The 20,960-nt window shown below is 57.1% G+C and carries 20 protein-coding genes and 4 pseudogenes; 13 read left to right on the top strand and 11 right to left on the bottom strand.

Features of this window, described 5'->3' with window-relative positions:
• Positions 1-158: 158 nt before the first annotated feature.
• Positions 159-2,225, bottom strand: coding sequence for a bifunctional aldolase/short-chain dehydrogenase (locus QPJ95_RS02135; protein ID WP_270920665.1), 2,067 nt, complete (start codon positions 2,223-2,225; stop codon positions 159-161).
• A gap of 99 nt (positions 2,226-2,324) precedes the next feature.
• Between QPJ95_RS02135 and QPJ95_RS02130 the strand changes: the two genes are divergently transcribed.
• Complete coding sequence (locus QPJ95_RS02130; protein WP_270920664.1) at positions 2,325-3,299, top strand: sugar-binding transcriptional regulator; 975 nt, start codon at positions 2,325-2,327, stop codon at positions 3,297-3,299.
• Here the strand turns inward: QPJ95_RS02130 and mtnA are convergent.
• Both mtnA and mtnK read right to left on the bottom strand, forming a co-directional pair.
• Positions 3,296-4,396 carry an S-methyl-5-thioribose-1-phosphate isomerase gene (gene mtnA, locus QPJ95_RS02125; protein WP_270920663.1) on the bottom strand — a complete coding sequence of 367 codons (1,101 nt, stop codon included), beginning with the start codon at positions 4,394-4,396 and terminating at the stop codon, positions 3,296-3,298. The two genes, QPJ95_RS02130 and mtnA, sit on opposite strands and share 4 nt — an antisense overlap.
• Positions 4,393-5,667, bottom strand: a complete 1,275-nt coding sequence (gene mtnK / locus QPJ95_RS02120) for an S-methyl-5-thioribose kinase (RefSeq protein ID WP_270920662.1) — start codon at positions 5,665-5,667, stop codon at positions 4,393-4,395. Before mtnK ends, mtnA begins: the two co-directional genes overlap by 4 nt.
• A 128-nt stretch (positions 5,668-5,795) precedes the next feature.
• Here mtnK and QPJ95_RS02115 point away from each other — a divergent pair, with 128 nt between their 5' ends.
• The 4 genes and pseudogenes from QPJ95_RS02115 (at position 5,796) to QPJ95_RS02100 (ending at position 10,099) form a co-directional block, all read left to right on the top strand.
• Positions 5,796-7,322, top strand: a complete 1,527-nt coding sequence (locus QPJ95_RS02115; protein ID WP_270920661.1) for a sugar ABC transporter ATP-binding protein — start codon at positions 5,796-5,798, stop codon at positions 7,320-7,322.
• The gene (locus QPJ95_RS02110; RefSeq protein ID WP_270920660.1) at positions 7,312-8,370 is read left to right on the top strand and encodes an ABC transporter permease; all 1,059 of its coding nucleotides are present in this window, start codon (positions 7,312-7,314) and stop codon (positions 8,368-8,370) included. Before QPJ95_RS02115 ends, QPJ95_RS02110 begins: the two co-directional genes overlap by 11 nt.
• A gap of 35 nt (positions 8,371-8,405) precedes the next feature.
• Positions 8,406-9,455 carry a substrate-binding domain-containing protein gene (locus QPJ95_RS02105; protein WP_270920659.1) on the top strand — a complete coding sequence of 350 codons (1,050 nt, stop codon included), beginning with the start codon at positions 8,406-8,408 and terminating at the stop codon, positions 9,453-9,455.
• Between the two features lie 81 nt (positions 9,456-9,536).
• Positions 9,537-10,099, top strand: a pseudogene (locus QPJ95_RS02100) (IS6 family transposase).
• Here QPJ95_RS02100 and QPJ95_RS02095 read toward each other — a convergent pair.
• From QPJ95_RS02095 to QPJ95_RS02085, 3 genes are all read right to left on the bottom strand, one after another.
• Entirely contained in the window at positions 10,031-10,249 is a 219-nt protein-coding gene (locus QPJ95_RS02095; RefSeq protein ID WP_270920681.1) for a hypothetical protein, read from the bottom strand. The pseudogene QPJ95_RS02100 and the gene QPJ95_RS02095 overlap by 69 nt on opposite strands.
• Before the next feature lie 153 nt (positions 10,250-10,402).
• Positions 10,403-10,555, bottom strand: a complete 153-nt coding sequence (locus tag QPJ95_RS02090; protein WP_449301431.1) for a hypothetical protein — start codon at positions 10,553-10,555, stop codon at positions 10,403-10,405.
• The gene (locus QPJ95_RS02085; RefSeq protein ID WP_270920658.1) at positions 10,552-10,761 is read right to left on the bottom strand and encodes a DUF2924 domain-containing protein; all 210 of its coding nucleotides are present in this window, start codon (positions 10,759-10,761) and stop codon (positions 10,552-10,554) included. Before QPJ95_RS02085 ends, QPJ95_RS02090 begins: the two co-directional genes overlap by 4 nt.
• Positions 10,762-10,879: 118 nt before the next feature.
• On the opposite strand from QPJ95_RS02085, the pseudogene QPJ95_RS02080 reads away from it, so the two are divergent.
• Positions 10,880-11,860 (top strand): annotated as a pseudogene (locus QPJ95_RS02080) (transposase).
• Positions 11,861-11,890: 30 nt separating this feature from the next.
• Here the strand turns inward: QPJ95_RS02080 and QPJ95_RS02075 are convergent.
• A complete protein-coding gene (locus QPJ95_RS02075) occupies positions 11,891-12,226 on the bottom strand; it encodes a hypothetical protein (protein ID WP_270920198.1) in 336 nt (111 codons plus the stop codon).
• A 367-nt stretch (positions 12,227-12,593) separates the two neighbouring features.
• On the opposite strand from QPJ95_RS02075, the gene QPJ95_RS02070 reads away from it, so the two are divergent.
• Positions 12,594-12,875, top strand: coding sequence for a PqqD family protein (locus tag QPJ95_RS02070; protein ID WP_270920199.1), 282 nt, complete (start codon positions 12,594-12,596; stop codon positions 12,873-12,875).
• Between the two features lie 175 nt (positions 12,876-13,050).
• On the opposite strand, the pseudogene QPJ95_RS02065 reads toward QPJ95_RS02070, so the two are convergent.
• The 4 genes and pseudogenes from QPJ95_RS02065 to QPJ95_RS02055 all read right to left on the bottom strand — a co-directional run.
• A pseudogene (locus QPJ95_RS02065) lies at positions 13,051-13,233 on the bottom strand (ATP-binding protein); the annotation flags it as partial.
• A 132-nt stretch (positions 13,234-13,365) separates the two neighbouring features.
• Positions 13,366-13,455, bottom strand: coding sequence for a hypothetical protein (locus tag QPJ95_RS24120; RefSeq protein ID WP_390923754.1), 90 nt, complete (start codon positions 13,453-13,455; stop codon positions 13,366-13,368).
• A gap of 21 nt (positions 13,456-13,476) precedes the next feature.
• Positions 13,477-13,677 (bottom strand): annotated as a pseudogene (locus QPJ95_RS02060) (transposase); the annotation flags it as partial.
• A complete protein-coding gene (locus QPJ95_RS02055) occupies positions 13,643-13,831 on the bottom strand; it encodes a hypothetical protein (RefSeq protein WP_270920258.1) in 189 nt (62 codons plus the stop codon). The gene QPJ95_RS02055 and the pseudogene QPJ95_RS02060, both read right to left, overlap by 35 nt.
• Before the next feature lie 368 nt (positions 13,832-14,199).
• On the opposite strand from QPJ95_RS02055, the gene QPJ95_RS02050 reads away from it, so the two are divergent.
• The 6 genes from QPJ95_RS02050 (at position 14,200) to QPJ95_RS02025 (ending at position 20,911) form a co-directional block, all read left to right on the top strand.
• The gene (locus QPJ95_RS02050) at positions 14,200-15,171 is read left to right on the top strand and encodes a sugar ABC transporter substrate-binding protein (RefSeq protein ID WP_270920200.1); all 972 of its coding nucleotides are present in this window, start codon (positions 14,200-14,202) and stop codon (positions 15,169-15,171) included.
• A gap of 198 nt (positions 15,172-15,369) precedes the next feature.
• Positions 15,370-16,881, top strand: a complete 1,512-nt coding sequence (locus QPJ95_RS02045; RefSeq protein ID WP_270920201.1) for a sugar ABC transporter ATP-binding protein — start codon at positions 15,370-15,372, stop codon at positions 16,879-16,881.
• Positions 16,878-17,906, top strand: coding sequence for an ABC transporter permease (locus QPJ95_RS02040; protein WP_270920202.1), 1,029 nt, complete (start codon positions 16,878-16,880; stop codon positions 17,904-17,906). The genes QPJ95_RS02045 and QPJ95_RS02040 overlap by 4 nt, the downstream gene beginning before the upstream one ends.
• Before the next feature lie 5 nt (positions 17,907-17,911).
• Positions 17,912-18,946, top strand: a complete 1,035-nt coding sequence (locus QPJ95_RS02035; protein ID WP_270920203.1) for an ABC transporter permease — start codon at positions 17,912-17,914, stop codon at positions 18,944-18,946.
• Positions 18,943-19,914: a sugar-binding transcriptional regulator gene (locus QPJ95_RS02030; RefSeq protein WP_286018233.1), complete on the top strand. Its 972-nt coding sequence runs from the start codon at positions 18,943-18,945 to the stop codon at positions 19,912-19,914. Before QPJ95_RS02035 ends, QPJ95_RS02030 begins: the two co-directional genes overlap by 4 nt.
• 13 nt (positions 19,915-19,927) lie before the next feature.
• The gene (locus QPJ95_RS02025; RefSeq protein WP_286018232.1) at positions 19,928-20,911 is read left to right on the top strand and encodes an aldo/keto reductase; all 984 of its coding nucleotides are present in this window, start codon (positions 19,928-19,930) and stop codon (positions 20,909-20,911) included.
• Positions 20,912-20,960: the final 49 nt, after the last annotated feature.

Genomic DNA, 20,960 nt, shown 5'->3' with positions numbered 1-20,960 from the left:
AGTACCAATTTTGATGCCGCGCGACTGAGGCTGGCAGCAGGAGATAGCCGCTCCAGTTACAGTGCGGGCTTTCATCAATCGAAAACACCGCCCGGGTTTTCACGGGCGGTGTTCGGGCTTTTTGTCCTGCAGTACCGGTGTCTTCAACCGCCAGGCGGCTAGCGAAGTGCCGCTTCGATATTGCCGCCGTCTACGGTCATGACATGGGCCGTTGTGCGTTCGCTCTGCGCCAAAGCCACAAATGCCTTTCCGACATGCGCGGCCTCGACTTCGCGGCGCAGCAAGTTGCCGGCCATATAGGCCTCCTCATCGATGCCCCTTGCCTTGGCGCGCTCGGTGACAAAAGCTGGGTCGAGCAGGCCTGATCGGATACGGTCGGCGTTGATGCCATTGACCCGCACCCCCTGTGGCCCCAGTTCCAGTGCCAGTTGCCGCAGCAGGAAGAATGTTGCGGCTTTTGGGATGCCATAAGCCCCGAACCCCTTGCCGGGATTAACCGCCTGTTTCGACACGTTGATCAGGATTTGCCCGCCGCGTCCCTGGGCCGCGAACACGCCTGCGGCGGCTTTGGCAAAGGCCTGATGGGCAAAGAAGTTCAGCTCAAAGCTTTTGCGCAAAATCGCGTCATCCAGCCCGGCAATTTCGCCGGTCCACGCGGCGCCGGCGTTGGACACCAGGATGTCCAACCCACCAAATGTCTGGATGCAGGCCTGCATGGCGCGCGTGGCGGCATCGGCTTCGGTGATGTCCAGTGCAAGGCCGCCATGATTGCTGCCGAGATCGGCTAGCGCCGCGTCAAGCGCTGTGGCCTCCAAGTCGACCAGGAACACATTGGCTCCGAGGGCGGCGAATTCCTGCGCCGTGGCCAGACCGATCGCGCCACCGCCGCCGGTGATCATCACCACACGGCCCTGCAGTGCCGGTGGTTTTCCTTTGCCGAGTTTGGCCTGCTCAAGCGACCAGTATTCCATATCGAACAGTTTGGCTGCATCCACCGGCTGGAAGCCGCCGCAAGCCTCGCCGTTGGTCATAGCGGTGATGTTCTGCGCTGCCAGATCTGATGCGGCGGCTGCTGCCTTGGCATTGGCCGAAATACCGACGGCGCCGATGCCCTCGATCCAGGCCAGATTGGGGGTTGGCATCAACATGGTCTTGGCACCACCAAAGCGGGCGGCGTTGGTGTCAAAATAGGCGGTGTATTCGGCGATGAAATCCTCGACCGCCTGGGCAATGGTCTCGCGTCCGCCGGCAAGGATTTCGGCCGTTAGATGCAGCGGGTAATTTTTGGTGCGGATGACGTGATCCGGGGTGGCAACGCCGCGGCGGGACAGGGCGGCAAGATCGTCGCGGGCAAAAAACTCCTGCACATTGTCGCCGTTGCGCATATTCATCACCGGCATGGCAACGTCGCGATCCCCGGTAAAGCGGGCGTTTGCATCGCCAATGATGCCGCGCAGCATCGGCAGAATGTCGGCGGCATTTGCCGACATTTCCTCGGACTGGCCTTGGGCCGTTTTTGGTACCGAACCGCTGGTTTTTTCCAGCCAGGCCTCGACCATATTGGTGTGTTCGATCAGCCGGTCGTATGATTCCCTGGCGGTGTCGCCAAAGGCGAAATGGCCGTGGTTGATCAGGATCAGACCTTCGACATTCGGGTTGGCGTCATAGACCTCGGCGGCAACCTTGGCCAATTCAAAGCCCGGCATGATGAAGGGAACGCAGACCAACCGGTCGCCGAAAATCTCGGCTACAACATCCTGAACATTTGGCAGATCGGCCAGTGACAGCATTGCAGTGGCATGGGTGTGGTCAACGTAGGTGTGCGGCAGGAAGGCGTGCAGCAGGGTCTCGACCGAGGGGTTCGGCGAGGTGGAATCAATCAGATTGGCCCGTTGCAGGTTGACCATGTCCTCGTCGCTCAGCGCATCAAGCTGGCGCAGTTCCAGCAGTGGGTTCAGGCGTACGCCGGGCAGGCCGGCGGCCTTGATAACCCCAAGATCCCAGCCGCTGCCTTTGACGTGCAGCACATCCATCTCGTTGCCGAAAATATCTTTGCGTTTCAATTTGCAAGAGGTGTTGCCGCCGCCATGCAGCACCAGGTTGGAATCCCGGCCGATGATCTGCGATGTGTATACCCGCAGCGCCAGTTCGCGGTCTGCCGGGTCACTCCCTGCAGCGTCCACGAAAATCTTTGCCTCTTTGTCATCCCATCTGTTAAGGACCATGGCCAATATACCCTTTTTCACGTGTGTGTTTTATGCGTTAGAGCATAGATTTTGACAATTGTCAGCACATGGTGTCAAATATCTAAAAGGAGGGGTTTCATGGCGACATCATTGCGCAGACGGACAGCCGGGCAGGTGAGCGGTGAGAGCATCGTGATCGAAGCTGCCTGGATGTATTACCATGACGGGCTGAACCAGACCGAGATCGCCAAATTGTTGCAGGTTTCGCGGGCAACGGTGGTCAATTACCTGCAAGAGGCCCGCGAGCGGGGGTATATCCGTATCAGTCTGGCGCCGGAGGTGTTCACCAGCCATCAGTTGGCCCAGGATCTGCGAGAAAAATTCGGACTTCAGGCGGCGTTTGTCCTGCCCCGTGGCAAGGGCACCGAGGAAGAGGCGCTGATGCGGGTGGCGCGCGGCGCCGCTGATTGGCTGCCCAGCCTGCTGGCGCCCGGTGATCGGCTGGGTGTTGCCTGGGGGCGGACGATTTTTGAAATCGCAGAGGCTATTGAGCAGACCAAGATTAGCGATGTCACGGTGTCGCAACTGGTCGGGTCGATGGCGACGCCCTATGGGTTCACCGCCGAGATCTGTTCCGCCCATATGGCGCAGAACCTAGGGGCAAAATGCATCAACCTGCATGCGCCGGCGGTGCTTAGTGATCCGGACCTGGCGGCGCGACTGCGCGACGAGCCGATCATTCGCCGCCAATTGGATGCCTTGAGCCACTGCAACAAAGCCCTATTTGCCGCAGGATCCTGTGATCCGGACAGTCACATTGTCAGCAGTGGTCTGGCCAGCCGTGCTGATCTGGACTGGTATGTCAAACAGGGTGCGACAGGGGTGTTATGCGGGCGGTTCATTGACGCCGAAGGTCAGGCCATTCCGGGCGCACTGGACGACCGGATGATCGGCATTACCCTTGATAACCTGCAAGGGCTAGAGGTCGGCTTGCTGGTCTCTGAGGGGAACACCAAAGTTGTACCGATGCTATCGGCCATCGCGGGCGGCTGCGTTACTCATGTTGTCACAAGCAACGAAACCGCCCGACTGATGTTAGAGGCTGCAGGTTAATCCAGAACCTGCTCGGGGAACAATGCGGCCAACCCTTCGGCTGAGGCCTCGCAGACGCCGCGTTCGGTGATCAACCCGGTCACCAGACGGGCCGGGGTCACATCAAAGGCCGGGTTGCCGCCGGCGGTTCCGTCCGGGCTGATCTGCACCTGGCCGACACGTCCGTCCTCCATTTTGCCCCAGACCTTGGTCACCTCATCGCCGTCGCGTTCCTCAATCGGAATTTCCGCGACGCCGTCCTTAAGGGTCCAGTCAATGGTCGGTGAGGGCAGGGCCACATAAAACGGGATATTGTTGTCCCGTGCGGCCAGCGCTTTCAGATAGGTGCCGATCTTGTTGCAGACATCGCCGTGCGAAGTGGTGCGATCGGTGCCGACAATCACCATGTCAACGTCACCGTGCTGCATCAGATGTCCGCCGGCATTGTCGACGATCAGCCTGTGCGACATGCCGTGGCTGTCCATCTCCCAGGCGGTCAATTGCGCGCCCTGATTGCGGGGCCGGGTTTCATCCACCCAGATATGCACCGGAATGCCTGCCTCGGCCGCGTGGTACATCGGCGAGGTGGCAGTGCCCCAATCCACAGTTGCCAGCCAGCCAGCATTGCAATGGGTCAGGATATTCACCACTTCGCCCGGTTTTTTGGTGCTGGCGATTTTCTTGATGATTTCCAGCCCGTGCAGCCCGATCTGACGGTTACACTCGACGTCCTCGTCGCAGATTTGCTGGGCGAGCGCCTGGGCTGTTGCTGCGCGTTCAGACTCAGGCACATCCCTAAGCCGGTCGCGCATTACGTTCAGCGCCCAACGCAGGTTGATGGCGGTTGGGCGGGTTTCATGCAAAACTTCCCATGTTTCATCCAGCGAGGCGTCAGAGGCGTCGCGTTTCATTTCCTCGGCCACCGCAAACGCTGCGGTGGCGCCGATCAGTGGGGCACCGCGCACCCACATATCCCGGATGGCGACGGCAAAATCATCGCGGCTTTTCAGATCGACGACGCGGAATTCATGGGGCAGCCAGCGCTGGTCAATAATTTTCACCACCTGCTCTGCATAGTCATACCAGATTGAGCGATAGTGCTTAGCGCCAACTTTCATTCTTTTGCCTCCACAGCAATTACCCGAGCCAGATCCGTCACCGAGGCCATGCAATTCATCCGGGCCCGGTTCACTACAAGCGCCCGGCCAAGTTTCAGCCCGCGCGCCTCGCAATCCGCTCGTAATTCATCATTTTTGATAGTTTCGTTTTCGGCGATATGGGCCAGACTCAAGGTGCGCCGTATAATTTCCACACCGGCAAAGCCCAAGGTGTCCTGCCAGATGTCGTTCAGCCGATGGGCTAGCGCCTGTTCACTGGCCAGCGCGTGCCCCTGATCCTCAAACAGTGTTTTCTCGTAGAGAATCCCGGTCCGTTCCTCGCGCCACAGACGCGAGAATTCGCTGGTGAATACGGTCCATATTCTGTCCACGACGCCGAGAATCCAGTCCTGGTAGTCTGCCCGCGTGCCGGGTGCCTCGGCGTGTCCGGGCTGAGCGAAGTAGGCCATCCAGAAATTGCCCAACAGCATCCCGATATCAAAGCCCATAGGCCCATAAAGTGCGAACTCAGGGTCGATCACCTTGGTCTCGGTGTCGCTGACCATGACCGAGCCGGTGTGCAGATCGCCGTGCAGCATGGTTTCCGCGTTGTTGCAGAACTTTGCTTTCAGATGATGCGCTTCGACTTTCAGATCCACGTCGTTGCGCAGTGTCGCCACAAGGGCATCCAGCTGTGGCGTGTGATGGTTCCGTTCCGCGTCAAAATACGGATCGGAAAACACCAGTGTTTCGGTGATGTCGCAGAGCTCCACGCTTTCGGCGAACAGGGCCACGTCTGCTTTGCGTTTGGCGGTGTCCATGCTCAGGTCCGAGCCGCGGAATAAAGTGCGGGCGCAGTACAGGCCCAGGGTATCGGCCAGCCCGTCATGTGTCTTGCCTGCCATCAGGCTCTGCCGCAGGATGACGTGAGGGGTGAAAAATTCCATCACAATGATGGCTTGGATCTCATTGAAATAGTAGATTTCTGGCACCGTGCCGGGCGCGCGTTTCGCCTGTCTGATAAGCGCGTGATACTCAAAGAACGAGCGTTTCAGCGGCAGCGGCCAACTGTCACCCACTAGGCGCACATAGGGCAGCGCCTGCTTGACGATGACGCTGCCCTGGTCGCTTTGGACGATGAAAACCAGGTTCAGGTTGCCATCGCCAACCTCCTTGGAGTTCCAGTTGGATGTATCCGAGCCCAACAGGTCAGTCAGGGCTTTGATTGGCCCAAGCCGCGCCGCCAGCGTGTCGGTGGTCAAAGGTTGGTAATCCGGATCAATATTGTTCATTTTGCCCCCTTGCAACGGTCACTTGGCGTCGTGTTGATGCCAATCTTCTCGAGCGTCGAGCAAAAGTCAATAGTTGTTGACATATGACAGAATGGGACATTAGGCTCGCTCATCAGGGAGGAAAGCCGGTGCAGAATAAAGCTGTGGAGCTTACGGGGATCACCAAGGCCTTTGGTGCCAACGATGTCTTGCGGGGCATTGATCTGACGCTGAGCCCCGGGCAGGTTACGGTTTTGATGGGGGCCAATGGCGCCGGGAAATCGACGCTTGTCAAAATCTTATGCGGCGTTCACAGCGCAAACTCCGGCACAATCACGCTTGACGGTGAGCCGTTCAGCCCGTCCAGCCCCTCGGAGGCCATTCGCGCCGGAGTGGTGACCGTCCACCAAAGTATCAATGATGGGGTGATCCTCGACCTGGATATCGCGTCCAACCTGATGCTCGATCATCTGACCGCACCTGGCGCTGGGTTCTTCCTGAACAAGCGTAAACATCGCGCCGAGGCTCGTAAAATCGCCGCCGCCATGGAACTGAACGTTGACGTGACCCAATCCGTCAGCGAACTGGGCCTGGCGGACCGGCAACTGGTGGCGATTGCCCGGGCCATGGCCCATAGGCCCAAACTGCTCATTCTCGACGAGCCAACGTCGTCGCTGTCCGCAGTCGAGGCCCGGCGGTTGTTCAGCTTGCTGGACCGCTTGCGCGACGCTGGCGCGGCCATCCTTTATATTTCGCACCGCATGTCCGATATCCGCCGCATTGCCGACCGTATTGTCAGCATGCGAGACGGTAAAATCTCGGGCGTGTTCGAGACATCCCCCCTGAACTATGAGGGGGCCGTGAAGGCCATGCTGGGCCATGCGATGACCGATGTGGATATTGATATTCCCAAGGTCGGCGCGCCGGTGATGCGATTGAGCGATATTTCTCTGCGCCCCGGTTCAAAGCCTTTCTCGCTTGACCTGCACGCCAACGAGGTGGTGGCCATCACCGGTCTTGTGGGCAGCGGTAAGACCGATTTCGCAGATATTCTGTTCGGTCTAGGACAGCCAGTGACCGGCAGGATGAGCTTGCTGGGCAAGCCCTATCATCCCGCCTCACAGCGCCAAGCCATAAATGCAGGGGTGTTCCTGTGCCCCAAGGACCGGGCCAGTAATGCGGTGGTGCAGGATTTCGACATCACCCGGAACATCACTATTCCCTTTTTGGCCCGGCATTCAGCCTTTTCCTTTCTGAAACGGCGCAGCGAACGGGCAACGGCAGGCAAGACGATTACCGATTTGGGAATCGTCTGCCAAAGTGATGGCGATGAGATCGGCAGACTGTCCGGTGGCAATCAACAAAAAGTCATGGTCGGACGCTGGCTGTCCGAAGCCTCGAATCTTCTGGTGCTTGATGAGCCTTTTCAGGGGGTGGACATCAAAGCCCGCAGAGACATTGGCCACAAAATTCGGGAAACCGCCGGTGGACGGGCCACTGTCGTGCTGGTGGCTGAAATGGACGAAGCCCTGGAAATTGCCGACCGAATTATCGTGATGGCCGATCATACGATCGTTGGCGATCACCGAAACGAAGACATTGATCTGGGGGCTGTGCTGACACAGGTCGCCGGGCAGCAAAGCGAAACAACGGATAAGACCGAATATGCAATCTGAAGCCTCAAACGATACGCTGCCCAATACCGAACGTCGCGTCAAATCCAAGCTTACAGCGACCGAATTCGCAATCCGGTACGGCTTTATTGCGCTGACCCTTGGGTTGGTGCTGTTCTTCAGCATTTTTGCCGAAGGTTTCGCGGGCCCCTATAGTGCCGTGTTCATCTTTCAGTCGGTGGCCATCACCGGCATTCTGGCCCTTGGCGTCACCGTGACCCTGGTGGTTGACGGGTTTGACCTGTCCATCGGCTCGGTGGCCACCACATCGCTGATGTTATCGTCTTATGTTCTGGTGGTCTGGGAGATGAGCGCCTTTGCTGCGGTTGCGGCTTGTCTTGCTATGGGGGCAATTGTCGGGCTGATCAACGGGCTTCTCATCGTCAAGATGCGGGTGCCTGACCTGCTGGCAACCCTGGGCATGATGTTCCTTCTGGTCGGGTTGCAGCGGATCCCGACACAGGGGCGTTCGATCGCCACTGGAATGACCCTGCCTGACGGGCGGGTGGCCGAGGGGATATTCTCAAAGGCCTTTCTGGCGCTGGGTCGTCACCGGTTTGATTTCTTCATCGACAATCTCATTCCGGTCTCGGTGATCGTCTTGCTGGTGGTCGGTTTTCTGGTCTGGGGCTTCATGGAGCTGACCCGGCATGGGCGCATTATGTATGCCATCGGCTCAAACCAACGCGCCGCCAGCCTGGCTGGGGCCAATGTCAACCGGTACAAGATCCTTGCCTATATGATCTCCGGAGTGCTGGCCTCTGTTGGCGGCATCCTGCTGGCCGCCCGGTTGGGGCGTGGTGATATCGCCTCGGGCAACAATCTGTTGCTGGATTCGGTTGCGGCGGCGCTGATCGGGTTTGCGGTTCTGGGCGCGGCAAAGCCCAACGCATTTGGCACAATTATCGGCGCCCTGTTCATTGGCATTCTGTTGCAGGGGCTGACGATGATGAACGCGCCTTACTACACACAAGATTTCGTCAAGGGCGCGGTTCTGGTCGTGGCACTTGTCTTTACCTTCGCACTGTCAAAGCGCGGAGGGGCTCATTAGGGCCGCTCACAAAAACACCAAAAGGGAGACTAAGAATGGACTTTTCACGTCGGATATTTATGAAGTTGGCGAGCAGCGCAATGGCACTGGCCGCCGGGCTGTCGCCTGCACTGGCGGGTGAGATGCCGGCGCCGTTTGACAACGCTGGCGACGTTAAAATCGCTCTGGTGCGTTACCTGTCCACCGGCGATTTCTTTCAGGCCTATTTGTCAGGTGTCGAGAGCCAGGCCGCTGCCATTGGCGTCGATCTCCGCATTTTCGATAGCCGCCAGGATGCAGCACTTCAGGCCGACATGGTGGACCAGGCTATCGCTCTGGGCGTCGACGGAATCATCGTGCAGCACGGTCTGACGGAAGCCATGCAAGACGCTGTTCAGCGGGCTCTGGACGCGGGCATCAAGGTCGTGGCATTTGATGTGAACGTCGAAAACCCGGCGGTGCCGCAGGTCGAGCAATCTGACCGTGATCTGGCCCGTCTGGCGCTGGAACAGGCGATCATCGACAATGGTGAAGCCTGGAAAGCCGGATATGTCTATGTGCCCGGTATCGCGCCGCTGGACCGCCGCGACGAGACCTGGAAGATCTTCCGTGAAAAATATGCTGGCATCGACGAAGCGGCTGTCTTTGGTACGCTCGACAACCCAATTGCCAACTCTGTTGCCAATCAGGCCCGGTCTGTGTTGCAGGCAAACCCGGACATCACGGTGATGTTCGCGCCCTACGATGAATTCGCCAAGGGCGTGAAAATCGCGGTCGACGAAGCAGGTCTGAGCGATCAGATCAAAATCTATTCGGCAGATGTGTCCACGGCTGACATCTCGGCAATGCTGGAAGAAAACAGCGCCTGGGCTGCAACCGCAGCGACAAACCCGGCAGTGGTTGGCGAAGTTTCAGTGCGTACCCTGGCCATGCTGTTGGCGGGCGAAGAGGTCGGTCACAACGTCATCGTGCCGCCGACGCTGATCACCCAGCAAATGCTGATGGATGGCGACATCAAAAACATGGCGGATCTTTCGGCAAAGCTGCCTCAGTTCGCCCATGCGGACGTGTCGGTTCCCGACTGGATGCCGCTGCCTGCCCGCTAAATCCGGCACATGGGTCCGAGCAAATTAGGGGCGCAGGAGGTATCCTGCGCCCCTTTTTAGTTATTCCGAACTCGCCCCGATATCATCCGGCTTGCGGTGACGATGCACGTTCGGTTGCCGCTTTCCCTCCGAAATGCCGAGGACCTGTTGCAGGAGCGAGGGATTGATATCAGTCACCAGACGATCCGTTTCTGGTGACATTGGGTGGGCACGTTGTGCGCCGCGCAGATCCGCAGAAAACCTATTCGGCAGAGGCGCGCCCAGTCCAATGGGCAATGGCACCTGGATGAGGTTTTTTTGAAGATCAACGGCGGGACGCAAGCCCTTGGCGTGCTGCGGATCACCATGCTGAGGTGTTGGAAACCTTTGTCACCAAACGCCGGGACCGCAAGGCGGTGTTGAAACCCCTACGAAAAATCATTAATCGCTGTGGGGTCTGCATGTCATGGTGACGGATAAACTTCGATCCTAAGCGCTGCCAGGAAGGTCATCGGCAATGCACAGAAGCAGGAAACTGGCCGGTGGTTTAACAATCGGGGCATGAATTCCCTGCCGGGGTGGAACGCCAGCTTTACTCACGCGCCAATTTCAAGCGCAACCACGCCGCCGATCTCGCCGAGCGGCGCCAGCTTTGTTCGGCATAAAGAACAGTCATGTTGTCCTTGCTGAGACCCGTTCGAATGGACCTGACAACACCGTTTGCGCAGATCAGCAGTCCAGAGATGAGCGTTGTGCAGAGCGCGGATCATTGCTGCGTCAGGAGCGGGCTTGGTCTCGCCTGCGATGATCATCATCTCTACGCCCCAGCGGCGGCAAGTGAAGAGGGCACTAATAGCAAAGAAGTCGGAGTTGAGAGCGCTGGGGATCAAATCCGACGGGAGGGACACCGCCCATCCAGAGGCCTTTCTTCTTGCAGACCGCCAAAGATGCCACCGTCGTCATAGCGCTCAGCCAGCAGTTTCCAGCCCTTTCCGGCGCTGGCTGGCGATGTCGGCGGTGCAGGCTTCATACTGAGCATCCAAGGAATTGCAGTTCTGATCAAGCCCATGTCCCGAGGATTTGCGGGTGTAGATCGCGCAGCGCATATGGGGGATTCTCATCGTAGAGTCTTTCCTTTGCGCCCGAATAAGCGGGGCCCAGACCAGTGTGCGCCGATGATGGCGCGGGCAATCGCCGAGAGCGAGCGGTCGCGCGCTCCGTTCCAGACAAACCCGGTATCAGTTACTTCAACGGTATAAGTTACGCCGCTCCATTGGCACAGCAGTCGCCCACCGGATTTGAGTACGGGCGACCTGAGTACGGGCAATTTGGACCTGTCGCGGTTTGATGCCGATCCTTTAATAGCATTTACTGCAACAAACGGCTCTGTTGCACAAATCTGGTGGGGGATTCATGTTGTGAATCCAGAGTGGTAGCTGACGGGCCTGAGCAAACCGACATCGCCCACCTACAAGACCACGAACCGGACTGCCTATAATGAGGCGCTGAGGCGTCGCGGGTCGCTTACGATCTGGTTCGATCCGGACATGAACTGGGATGCCAAACCTTGCGGCAAGAGGGGCCGATCGCGGATATTCAGCGACGCCGCCATCCAGACCTGTTTGACCGCTGCCCGGCAGGGTATTGTGGCGCAATATCCCGAGAGGGGATGAAAGTGCTGTTCGGGATGGCGCTTCGCCAGACCACAGGCTTTGTCGAAAGCCTCTGGCTGCTGACGGGACTTGATTGGGTAGTGCCTGACTTCAGCACCTTGTCCCGACGTCGAAAGACACTTGCGGTGAACATCCGGTATTGCGGTTCAAAGGGGCCGCTGCATCTCCTGATCCCCTCTCGGGACATCGCGTTGCGATGCCCTGCCGGGCAGTGGACAGTACGGGCATCAAGGTCGAGGGTGAAGGCGAGTGGAATGCACGCCAGCCCCTCTCACGCATGCAGGCATGTGTTGCCGGGCAGCGCGTGGCCCCAAACGGCGCGTTTGGCGCATACGACACGCGCAGATGTCACAACGCCATTGCTGACCGCGGTGCGGCCGCAGTCATTCCGCCACGCAAGACTGCCCAGCCGTGGAAGCCATGCACCGCTGGCGCCATCGCCAGGAACGACGCGCTCCGCGCATCGAAGTATCTGGGCCGGGCGATCTGGCGGGACTGCAGCGGCTATCACCGCCAGAGCCGCGTCGAGACAAACCCTCTCGGGATCATGCTGCGCATAACCCTGCCGGGCAATGGATGCATTGCATGAAACTACTGGGCCAGCGCCTCCCTCTCATGGTTTGCTTGCAAACCATTGCCGGACAATGCATGGCCCGCGACTTCGACCGACAGGTCGCGGAGGTTCAGGTGCGCATCGCGGTCCTGAATGGCTACACCGCGATTGGCATCCCTGTCACAAAATCCGCAAGCTAAACCTGCTTGGGGAAAGGGGAACTCCGTTCATCAGCCTGTTTGTGCAACAGAGTCCTTGCGCAAGTGACCTCTGCTGAAAGCAATCCGCACAAATGTTTCGCGGACATCTTCACGAAGTGGATATTCAGCGATCAGCGCCTGGAAAATCGCGTCACTTTCCATTACATACCCCGCATCAACCAAAAGGGCCGCTTTGGTAACACGTGTCTCGACGGTTTCTGTGTGACGGGATGTCAACTGCTCGATGATTGCTTTAGCCTCTCCCCGACGCCCCGCAGAACACAGTTTTCGGACTTTCATCCTAGCAAACATTACAGCTTTTTCGGGGGAGTTTTGATTAGATAGAAGGGAAGTTAGCAGGCTCACACGTCACCTCGATTTGTAAGAAAGGCGCCTAGCGACAATGAGCACCTCATAGGGAGTTGCTTGTCAGTAGATCGACCAAGTGCAAAATATAAAGCAATGGAGCAACTACAGGTTGTGGCGCCTGCAATTTCGAAGGCGCCGCCAAAGGTTGACACCTTGTCGCAATACGGTACGTATCGCGAAATTGTCGGCTAGAGCTAGGTATCACTTTGTCGGAGCCGAGTTCTTTTGAGATAAGGTTATGAGATTGCTGGAAAAATAAAGAATCGGGCAAACGCGCATCGAAGTAAATGTCTTCGATGGGGAGTTGATCGTACTGAATCTGGAGAGTGGATGTTACTATTCAATCGAAGGCTAGGGATAAGTTATGTGGGCGATGATCGAGGCCGGCCTAACGGCTGATCAAATGGCGACCGCTCTTGCGGACAACTATGATATTGCCAAGGAGACCATCCGCGCCGAAATCCAAAGTTTCTGTGGCAAGCTTGTCGACGAAGATGTTCTAATCGCTTCGAAGGTTGATACCGTAGCGGACACTGCTGAATTCTCTGACTTTCGTCCTAAGTTCGAACCCGCATCGATTTCCAAATATGATGATCTGGTAGACAGCTTTGCGCTCGATCCACCTTTGGTTATCGGATCGATTTAAATCTACTGAACAATGCGTCAAAACCACACCAATTGGCTGTGACATTACAGGAATTCAGAGTACCGGATCTTGCATCCGGTGCGTATGGGCTCGCTGTGCGGATCCCGTCAGAAAACAATGAGTTATCTACCGGGTAGAGTTTGCCACGGGAGCTGTTTTCTCGCAACTACGCAGGCCCGAGTTCGTCGAGGATCCGGATGTCCAAGCGATAGATCCGGTCGGCGGTTCGCCCCTGGTGTTCTACCCGGGATTCGGCATCCAGCTTGTTCACCAGTTCGACGACGTTGAAGAACCGTCCGCGGCGGCTATTCCGGATGCAAGCCCGGGCAATGCTGACAGCCATATGGTTTTTGCCGGTCTCCGATGCCTGATTGAGACGGTGCCGTTTTGGCAGAATTGCCTGGTAACAGGGTATTTGCAGGGAACGTGTTGAGTTGCCGTGACAAAATAGGGTTGGGCTCAGACGCGGATCCCGAGCTTCGGTTCCTGGTCAATCCAGTCCAGTGGTCGACGGGCGCTTGCGGCCTGCAGCTTTTTGCAGCTTTTCCTGAACCCGGTCCCACTGGTCCTCATCAACGATCGCCGGATGCGTGGCAGGATAAGTCTTCTTCTTGCAGGCGGGCCATACCGAGAGGGGAATGGTCAGACATGTTTGGATCGCCGCATCGCTATAGAACGGCTTTCGACCACGCTTGCCCCCCTCTCATGGTTTGCAAGCAAGCTGCGGCCGGGCAAGGGATGGACCTGGCTTCCAGCTCATCTCGGGATCAAGCCAGATTGTTAGCGACCCGCGCTGCTTCATTGCTGCATTGTAATCCGACCAGTTCTTCGTCTTGTAGGCCGTGGCATATCCGCTTGGCCGTTGGCACATTCCACAGCGAATGAAGTTCGCACATGATTTCCATTTTGTCGCCATCGGCAGTGCGGATTCTTTCGAACGGTAAAATGGCAGCCATCAATTTTCTCAGTTTTGTCACGCGTGTTGAGATAACTTTCACCATCCCCCGAACGCGGGAATGCTGGCCGCAAATTTGTTCCTGTCTCACAAGTATCAGAAATGTTGCCTCATAACCCGATGCTACGCTCTCGCTGGTTCATGAAGGGCTGCTGTTAAATAAAATCACTTGTTGACAATTATTTCATTTATGCGAAAGTTCTATCACACACTGCAGGAAATTTCACATTCTAAGTCTGCTGATTGTGGATGTTTGCAGTTCAAGAAGGGCCAACAGGCCATGTGGCCCGGCTCGGCCTACAGAAAAGGGAGTGATGTAATATGATGATACGGAAGAGAATTTTCTTAACGGGCCTTGTGGCCTCGTCGATGATCGCAGCGGCAAGTGGCGGCGCCTTGGCTCAGGATGGAAAGCGGATTGCGTTCTTCGTGTCCAACCTGTCGAACGTGTTCCACCAAGCTCAGGCCGATGAGGCCAAGCGTTATGCTGCTGAGAAATACGGCGCAGAAGTTGTGATCTTTGATGGCCAGGCAGATTCGGCCGTGATGACTCAGAACATCGACCAAATCGCCGCTGGTGCCTTCGATGCCGCGACCCTGCATATCTGGGACGCCGAAGCAGCCACGCCCGGTGTCAGAGACGCCCTCGACGAGGGTATTGTCATGACGTCGTTCTTCAGCCCGATCACGGACACTGGTATTCCGACGGCGCGCAGCGACGAGGCTGGTGTCTCGTTCGAGATGGGCGCACAGATGGCAACAGCCTGGAAAGAAGCACATCCAGACACGCCGATCGTCATGGTTCAGCTTGGGTGGCCAAACCACACTGAAGTGAACTCTGGGCGCACGGAACCGTTTGCTAAGGGTGTGCTGTCTGTCGATCCCGATGCCGAGAACCTTGGCGCATTGGATTCAAGTGCCGGACAGGAAGCGGCAAAGCAGATCATCGTTGACCTGCTGACGCAACGGCCAGAAGTCAACCTGATCTATTCCGAGTCTTCCGATCTTACCGTTGGCACCATGGCCGGCCTCTCTCAGCTTGGCCGGGGCAAGTTCGAAGACGGCAAGCCGTTGACCGAGATCGTGGCCAGTGTGGACTTTGACACTGTTGAATTCGACCTGGTTTATGATCCGAATTCCAGCCTGAAGATCTCGATGGGTCTGCCCCCGGTCGAGACGGCGCAAGGGCGCATTGATCTGATCATGGATGTAGTGAACGGTGACGTTGCAGCTGCGACTAACCCGGCCGAGGAGTTCTTCTACAAGGCTTACACTATCTCCTATTGGTCGATGCCTCAGGAAGAAGCCAAAGTTTGGCTCTCGGCCCAGTTCGGCGGGTAATCGTAAACTCATACCTGGCGGTCAAAGTCTGAAATGGGGCGCAGCCCTAATCCGATCGCCAGGTATCAAAAGCGCCAGCGGCACTTGCACGGGGGTAAATCCCCTCCGCTATCCGCTAATCGGATTAACTCACACATTCAGCGACGGCGTTGAACAATTCTGCAAGTTGATGTGCTGCGGGTTGAAGGAGAGACTAGTTTGACAGGCCAGCAGCAATCACCCGCTCTCTCAGTCGAGGGACTCACCAAGGACTATCCCGGTGTAAGGGCCGTCGACGACGTGAGTTTTGCGATTGAAAACAGCACAGTCCATTGCCTCGTAGGCGAAAACGGAGCTGGGAAATCAACGCTCGTCAAGATGCTGACAGGTGCGTTGCAACCCACCACCGGGTCGATGACAGTGCGCGGCTCATCCTATGAGCCAAGCAACACCCAGGATGCCCGCGCAGGTGGCATCGCCACACTTTTTCAAGAGCTTCACGTGGTTGACGAACTTACCGTTCTGGAGAACCTCACACTTGGGATGGAGCAGAGCCGATTTGGGTTTCTGGTCAAATCAGATCTCGACGATCGAGTGGTCCAGACGCTTGCTGCGATCGAGCCCTCCATCGACCCGTCGGCCAGGGTGGCCTCTCTCAGCGTCGCGCAAAAGCAGATCATCGAAATTGCGCGCGCAGCGTCGTCCGGGGCAAATGTCATCATTATGGATGAACCAACAGCGGCCTTATCTGAGCGAGAGGTTGAGCGGCTTTTTGGAGTGATCCGACGCCTGCGCGAAACGGATGTGACGGTGATCTACATCTCACACAAGCTCGACGAGATATTCAAACTTGGTGACGCAGTTACAGTGCTTCGGGATGGCAAGCACATTGCTACCAAGCCGCTGTCGGAGGTCGCGGGGCGGTCCGAACTGATCGAGATGATGATCGGTCGCAGCGTGTTCCAGGACTACACGCCGCGAACAACTGTCACCGATGACGCCGTGCTTATCGCAAAGGGACTGACAAACACCCTGCTAAAAGACGTTTCTTTCCATATCAACCAAGGTGAAATCGTCGGCTTCTACGGTCTCGTGGGCGCTGGCAAGACTGAGATCGCCCGGGCCTTGTTCGGAGCTGACAGGGTCTCTGGTTCGATCCTCTTCAAGGGGCAGGAGGTTGGACGGTCGCCCAAGGAAGCCATTGCTGCGGGTATTGCCTTGGTTCCCGAAGAGCGCCGGACACAGGGCCTGTTCACCAGCCTTACAATTCGGGAGAATATTCCGGTCATGAATTTGCAACGCCTGTCGAACCGAGGCGTATTTCGGTCCTCAGTTGAGCTGGAAGCCGCTGTTGAATATGTCGGCAAGCTCAACATCGCAACGAATTCGATCGACAAGTATGCAGAGAAACTGTCTGGCGGGAACCAACAGAAAGTCGTGCTCGCAAAGTGCCTGTTTGCCGATGCCGATTTGTTGTTGCTGGACGAGCCGACCCGTGGCGTGGATGTCGGTGCCAAGGCAGAGATCTACGACATCATCAGGAGCGTGGCAGACGAGGGCAACTCGGTTGCTGTCTTCTCCTCGGAACTCGAAGAAGTGCTTGGGATCTGTGATCGCATCTTCCTCCTGTTCGACGGTTCTCTTGAAGCTGAGGTCATCAATGGGCCGGATGTTGACGCAGCTCACATCCTCAATGTTGTGACCGGTGGCCGGGAGGGTTTTCTGCAATGAGTGTTTCGGAAAAAATTGGCAGGACGCTTGTGCACAGCCGCAAACGTATGAGCGACGAGGCTTTTATCACGCTCCTGGTTGCGTCGGTTGCGGTCGGGCTGTTCCTGATCGCCTCCATAGTGGTGCCGAATTTCTTCCAGCTTCTCAACATGCTCAACTTGGTGACCAACAATTGGGCCGTCATCTCCCTCGGCGTCGGGGTTACGTTCCTCTTGGTGTCCGGCAACTTCGACTTGTCTGTCGGCGGTATCCTTGCCCTTTCAGGTGTCCTCGCGGTCTGGTTCTCCCAATCGACGGATGGCCATAACGCGCTGTCTACCGGGCTTGGTATGCCTTATTGGTTGGCGGTCTTATGCGCGCTTGGCGGCGCGCTGGCGATTGGTGGTTTGAATGCTCTCTTTGTTGTTCGGTTGCGCATTCCGTCCATCATCGTGACCCTGGGAACGATGATGCTTGCACGGGGCATCGCGCAGGTTGTGACACAAGGGTCGCAGCGCAACACCAACCTGCCTGACGCATTTGGGGTGCTCGGGAATATGACGATGTTTGGGACGTCGCTTAAGCTGCCCGTGGTCTTAATGGCTGTGCTGGTTCTCATCGCGATCTTCATCGAGAAGAAGACGATATTCGGCCGATTGACCTTTTGGATCGGAACGAACCCGGTCGCAGCCCATTTGTCGGGGATCGATAAATCCAAGCACGTAACCTATCTGTATCTGTTCAGTGCAGTCATCGCCGGGGTCGTGGGGATCCTGCTCGCTTCGGAGTTCAAGTCCGGATATTCGAACCGCGGAACGTTAATGGAATTCGATGCACTGGTGATCGCTTTGCTGGGCGGCGTTGCCATCGCCGGAGGCTTCGGGTCAGTGGTGGGAATGTTCTTCGGTGCGATAATTCTCGCAATTGTGACTTCGGCGGCGACAGGATTGGTTCTGTCGCCGGACTGGCAATACGTTCTCAAGGCTATCGCGGTGTTTCTTGCGATCATTATTCAGACCTGGGCGCTTGCCCGAAGGAACCGGTGAATTTGATGTCACAATCCTCCACTCTTGATCAGCCCTCGGCCACCCGAGATAACCGCATCGGGCAATTTTTGCGCAGCTACTACATCTACTTCGTCCTGGTGGCCGTCGTCGTTTTGCTGAGCATGGCAAACCTCGACAAGTTCGATCTATTTGAGCGCGGTAACTTCCTAAACCATAGGAACATCATCAACGTCCTGCGGGTGTCTGCACCGCTGCTCACGCTTGCGGGGGCCTTCACGCTGCTGATGGTCTCGGGGTACATCGACCTTTCGGTCGGGAGCACGATGGGCTTAAGTGCTGTCGTTTACGCCATGCTGGCGATCAACGGTGTTCCGTTTCTCGCGGCCTTCGCCCTCACCATGGTGGTTGGGGCCGGGCTAGGGGCGATCAATGGTTTGCTGGTTGTCAGGCTCAAGATCACGCCGGTGATCGCAACATTGATCACGCTCAGTCTCTTCAAAGGCGTGGCGCTGCTGCTGGTCCAGGATGGGGTGTCGGCGATCAAGTCCGGTGGCGGCCTGAAGATACCCAGTTGGTTCAACTCCTATGGCAGAGAGGGAACGCTTTTGGGTCTGCCTATGGCTTTCTGGGTCGCTGTCGTTGTCACGCTCGTCCTTGTCATCGCGCAAAATCGCACCCTGCTCGGCAAATACGCAGCGGCGACTGGCGGCAATCCCACGGCCGCGAAACTGTCCGGGATCAATACCGGTAAGATCGTCATGTTGCTATACGTGATCGTAGGCGTGACTGCGGCGCTTGCAGGCATTGCCCGGTCTAGCTTCATGTCACTGGGCGATCCGCTTTCCGGCGATGGTATGGAGCTCTCGGCCATTCTCGTGGTCCTGATCGGCGGCACCGCGTTCAGCGGTGGCGAAGGCAGGGTTCTGCGATCATTCATTGGCGCCTTGATCATCATGGCGCTGACGGTGGGGATGTTGACTATCATTCCAGCCTATTACCAGACACTGGTCCTCGGTGCCGCACTGCTTGCCGCTGCCGCATCGAACCACCTCATCAGCCGAAAGGAGACGGCCTCGTGAATACTAACGCAACCGACTTCCATAGCATGCGTCTCATGGCGCGCGTTCTCACCCTTTATTACGAAGAGGGTCGCCTCCAAGCCCAAATCGCCAAAGAGCTGGGCCTCTCCTCGGCCAAAGTGAACCGCCTTATTAAACAAGGCCGTGCTCTGGGCATGGTCGAAATCAATATTCGCACACCTTTCCAACCACTGTTCGATCTGGAAACACGGATTAAGAACCGCGCCAAGATCGACGATGTGTTGGTGGCGCCCACGGTATCGGACAATCCGGACGTGGTGCTGCAAAATGTCGGCAGCGCCGCCGCGGATGTTCTTTTGAAGAACCTGAAAGATGGCGACACCATCTGCATCACTGGCGGTAAAGGCGTGAGCGCGGTGGTTGAGGGACTGAACCCCGAGCGCACATATGACATTGAAGTGGTTCCGGCGACGGGCTGCGTGCAGGGAAAGCACTATACCGATGTGAACCATGTGGCGACGCAACTGGCCGAAAAGCTTGGTGGACGGGCGCATCAGATCCACGCGCCGTTGTTTGCCGATACGGCCGAACAAAAAGACATGCTGATGGCCATGCGGTCAGTCAACGAGGTGCTGGACCGGGCCCGGCAGGCCACCCTGGCCATTGTCGGTGTCGGGTCGATCCTGACGGCGGATTCCACGTATTACGACCTGCATCCGATGCCCATGGGCGATCAGGATCAAATCAAACGAGTTGGAGCTGTCGGCGAGTTGCTGGGCCATCTGATGGATGAAGACGGCAACGTCTGTGATTACGATCTGAACGCGCGGCTTGTCGGGCTGAGCCCGGTCGAACTGGCCAAAGTACCGCTCACAATGGGCGTGGCGTCCGGGATAAACAAGATTGCGCCAATCTGTTCGGCGCTGCGGGGACATCATTTGGAGGCGCTGGTCATCGACGAGGCAACAGCAAACGGCGTGCTTGACGCGCTGAGTGGAGGGAACTGAAATGAGCAGTGAAATGTTAACACGGGAAATCGGCAAGTCCGGCGTCAAGGCCAGTGGTGTCGGTCTTGGCACATGGGCTATTGGCGGCTGGATGTGGGGTGGCACCGACGAGGATGCCTCTGTCGCGGCCATACAAGCCTCGATTGACGCCGGGATCACCTTGGTCGACACCGCACCGGCCTACGGCATGGGGCGCTCGGAAGAGATTGTTGGCAAAGCCTTGAAGGGTCGGCGCGATCAAGTGGTGCTGGTCTCAAAATGCGGGTTGGTCTGGCACAGCCAGAAGGGCAATCATTTCTTTGATCAGCAGGACAAGCCGGTCCATCGATATCTGGGTAAGGATTCGATTATCTATGAGGTCGAGCAAAGCCTGAAGCGGTTGGGGACTGACCATCTGGATGTCTTCATCACCCATTGGCAGGATCCGACGACGCCTATCGATGAAACGCTCGAGGCCATGCTGGCATTGAAATCTCAGGGTAAAATCAGGGCAACGGGTGCCAGTAACCTGTCAGTAGAGGATCTCAACGCCTATATTGCTGCCGGACAGATTGATTGCATTCAGGAACAGTTCAGCATGGTGCACCGTGTCATTGAGGCTGACCTCTTGCCGATATGTCAAAGCAACGGAATTTCTGTGCTCAGCTATTCGTCGCTGGCGCTTGGATTGCTCACCGGAAAAATCGGCCCGGACCGCACATTTGAAGGCGACGACCTGCGCAAGGATAATCCGTTGTTCTCGCTTGCCAATCGCCAGAAGATCACCGCGCTGATGGATGCAATCGCGCCAATCTGCGCTGCACATAATGCCAGCAGCGCGCAAATCATTATCGCCTGGACGCTTCAGCAACCGGGCATAACGTTCTCTTTGTGTGGCGCACGCAATCCGGAGCAAGCCATCGAAAATGCTGATGCCGGCCGTATCACTCTTAGCCAGGACGACATCGCACAAATCAACACCGCAGCTGCGAACCACCTGACCAACCTAGACGGTTAGACAACGCCAAATCTTAACAAGGAAAAGCACTGACGCCGGTCAGTGAACG

This window comes from Parasedimentitalea psychrophila (assembly GCF_030285785.1).
In the GTDB taxonomy this organism is placed as follows: Bacteria; Pseudomonadota; Alphaproteobacteria; order Rhodobacterales; family Rhodobacteraceae; genus Parasedimentitalea; species Parasedimentitalea psychrophila.
Note: the sequence above shows the minus strand (reverse complement) of the source record. Positions and strands in the feature narration are given on the sequence as shown.

Bases quoted from the DNA above. Each gene is read 5' to 3' on its own strand.
- QPJ95_RS02135 (WP_270920665.1), bottom strand. From the start codon at position 2,225: ATGGTCCTTAACAGATGGGATGACAAAGAGGCAAAGATTTTCGTGGAC.
- QPJ95_RS02130 (WP_270920664.1), top strand. From the start codon at position 2,325: ATGGCGACATCATTGCGCAGACGGACAGCCGGGCAGGTGAGCGGTGAG.
- mtnA (WP_270920663.1), bottom strand. From the start codon at position 4,396: ATGAAAGTTGGCGCTAAGCACTATCGCTCAATCTGGTATGACTATGCA.
- mtnK (WP_270920662.1), bottom strand. From the start codon at position 5,667: ATGAACAATATTGATCCGGATTACCAACCTTTGACCACCGACACGCTG.
- QPJ95_RS02110 (WP_270920660.1), top strand. From the start codon at position 7,312: ATGCAATCTGAAGCCTCAAACGATACGCTGCCCAATACCGAACGTCGC.
- QPJ95_RS02105 (WP_270920659.1), top strand. From the start codon at position 8,406: ATGGACTTTTCACGTCGGATATTTATGAAGTTGGCGAGCAGCGCAATG.
- QPJ95_RS02095 (WP_270920681.1), bottom strand. From the start codon at position 10,249: ATGATGATCATCGCAGGCGAGACCAAGCCCGCTCCTGACGCAGCAATG.
- QPJ95_RS02090 (WP_449301431.1), bottom strand. From the start codon at position 10,555: ATGAGAATCCCCCATATGCGCTGCGCGATCTACACCCGCAAATCCTCG.
- QPJ95_RS02070 (WP_270920199.1), top strand. From the start codon at position 12,594: ATGTGGGCGATGATCGAGGCCGGCCTAACGGCTGATCAAATGGCGACC.
- QPJ95_RS02055 (WP_270920258.1), bottom strand. From the start codon at position 13,831: ATGGCTGCCATTTTACCGTTCGAAAGAATCCGCACTGCCGATGGCGAC.
- QPJ95_RS02050 (WP_270920200.1), top strand. From the start codon at position 14,200: ATGATCGCAGCGGCAAGTGGCGGCGCCTTGGCTCAGGATGGAAAGCGG.
- QPJ95_RS02040 (WP_270920202.1), top strand. From the start codon at position 16,878: ATGAGTGTTTCGGAAAAAATTGGCAGGACGCTTGTGCACAGCCGCAAA.
- QPJ95_RS02035 (WP_270920203.1), top strand. From the start codon at position 17,912: ATGTCACAATCCTCCACTCTTGATCAGCCCTCGGCCACCCGAGATAAC.
- QPJ95_RS02025 (WP_286018232.1), top strand. From the start codon at position 19,928: ATGTTAACACGGGAAATCGGCAAGTCCGGCGTCAAGGCCAGTGGTGTC.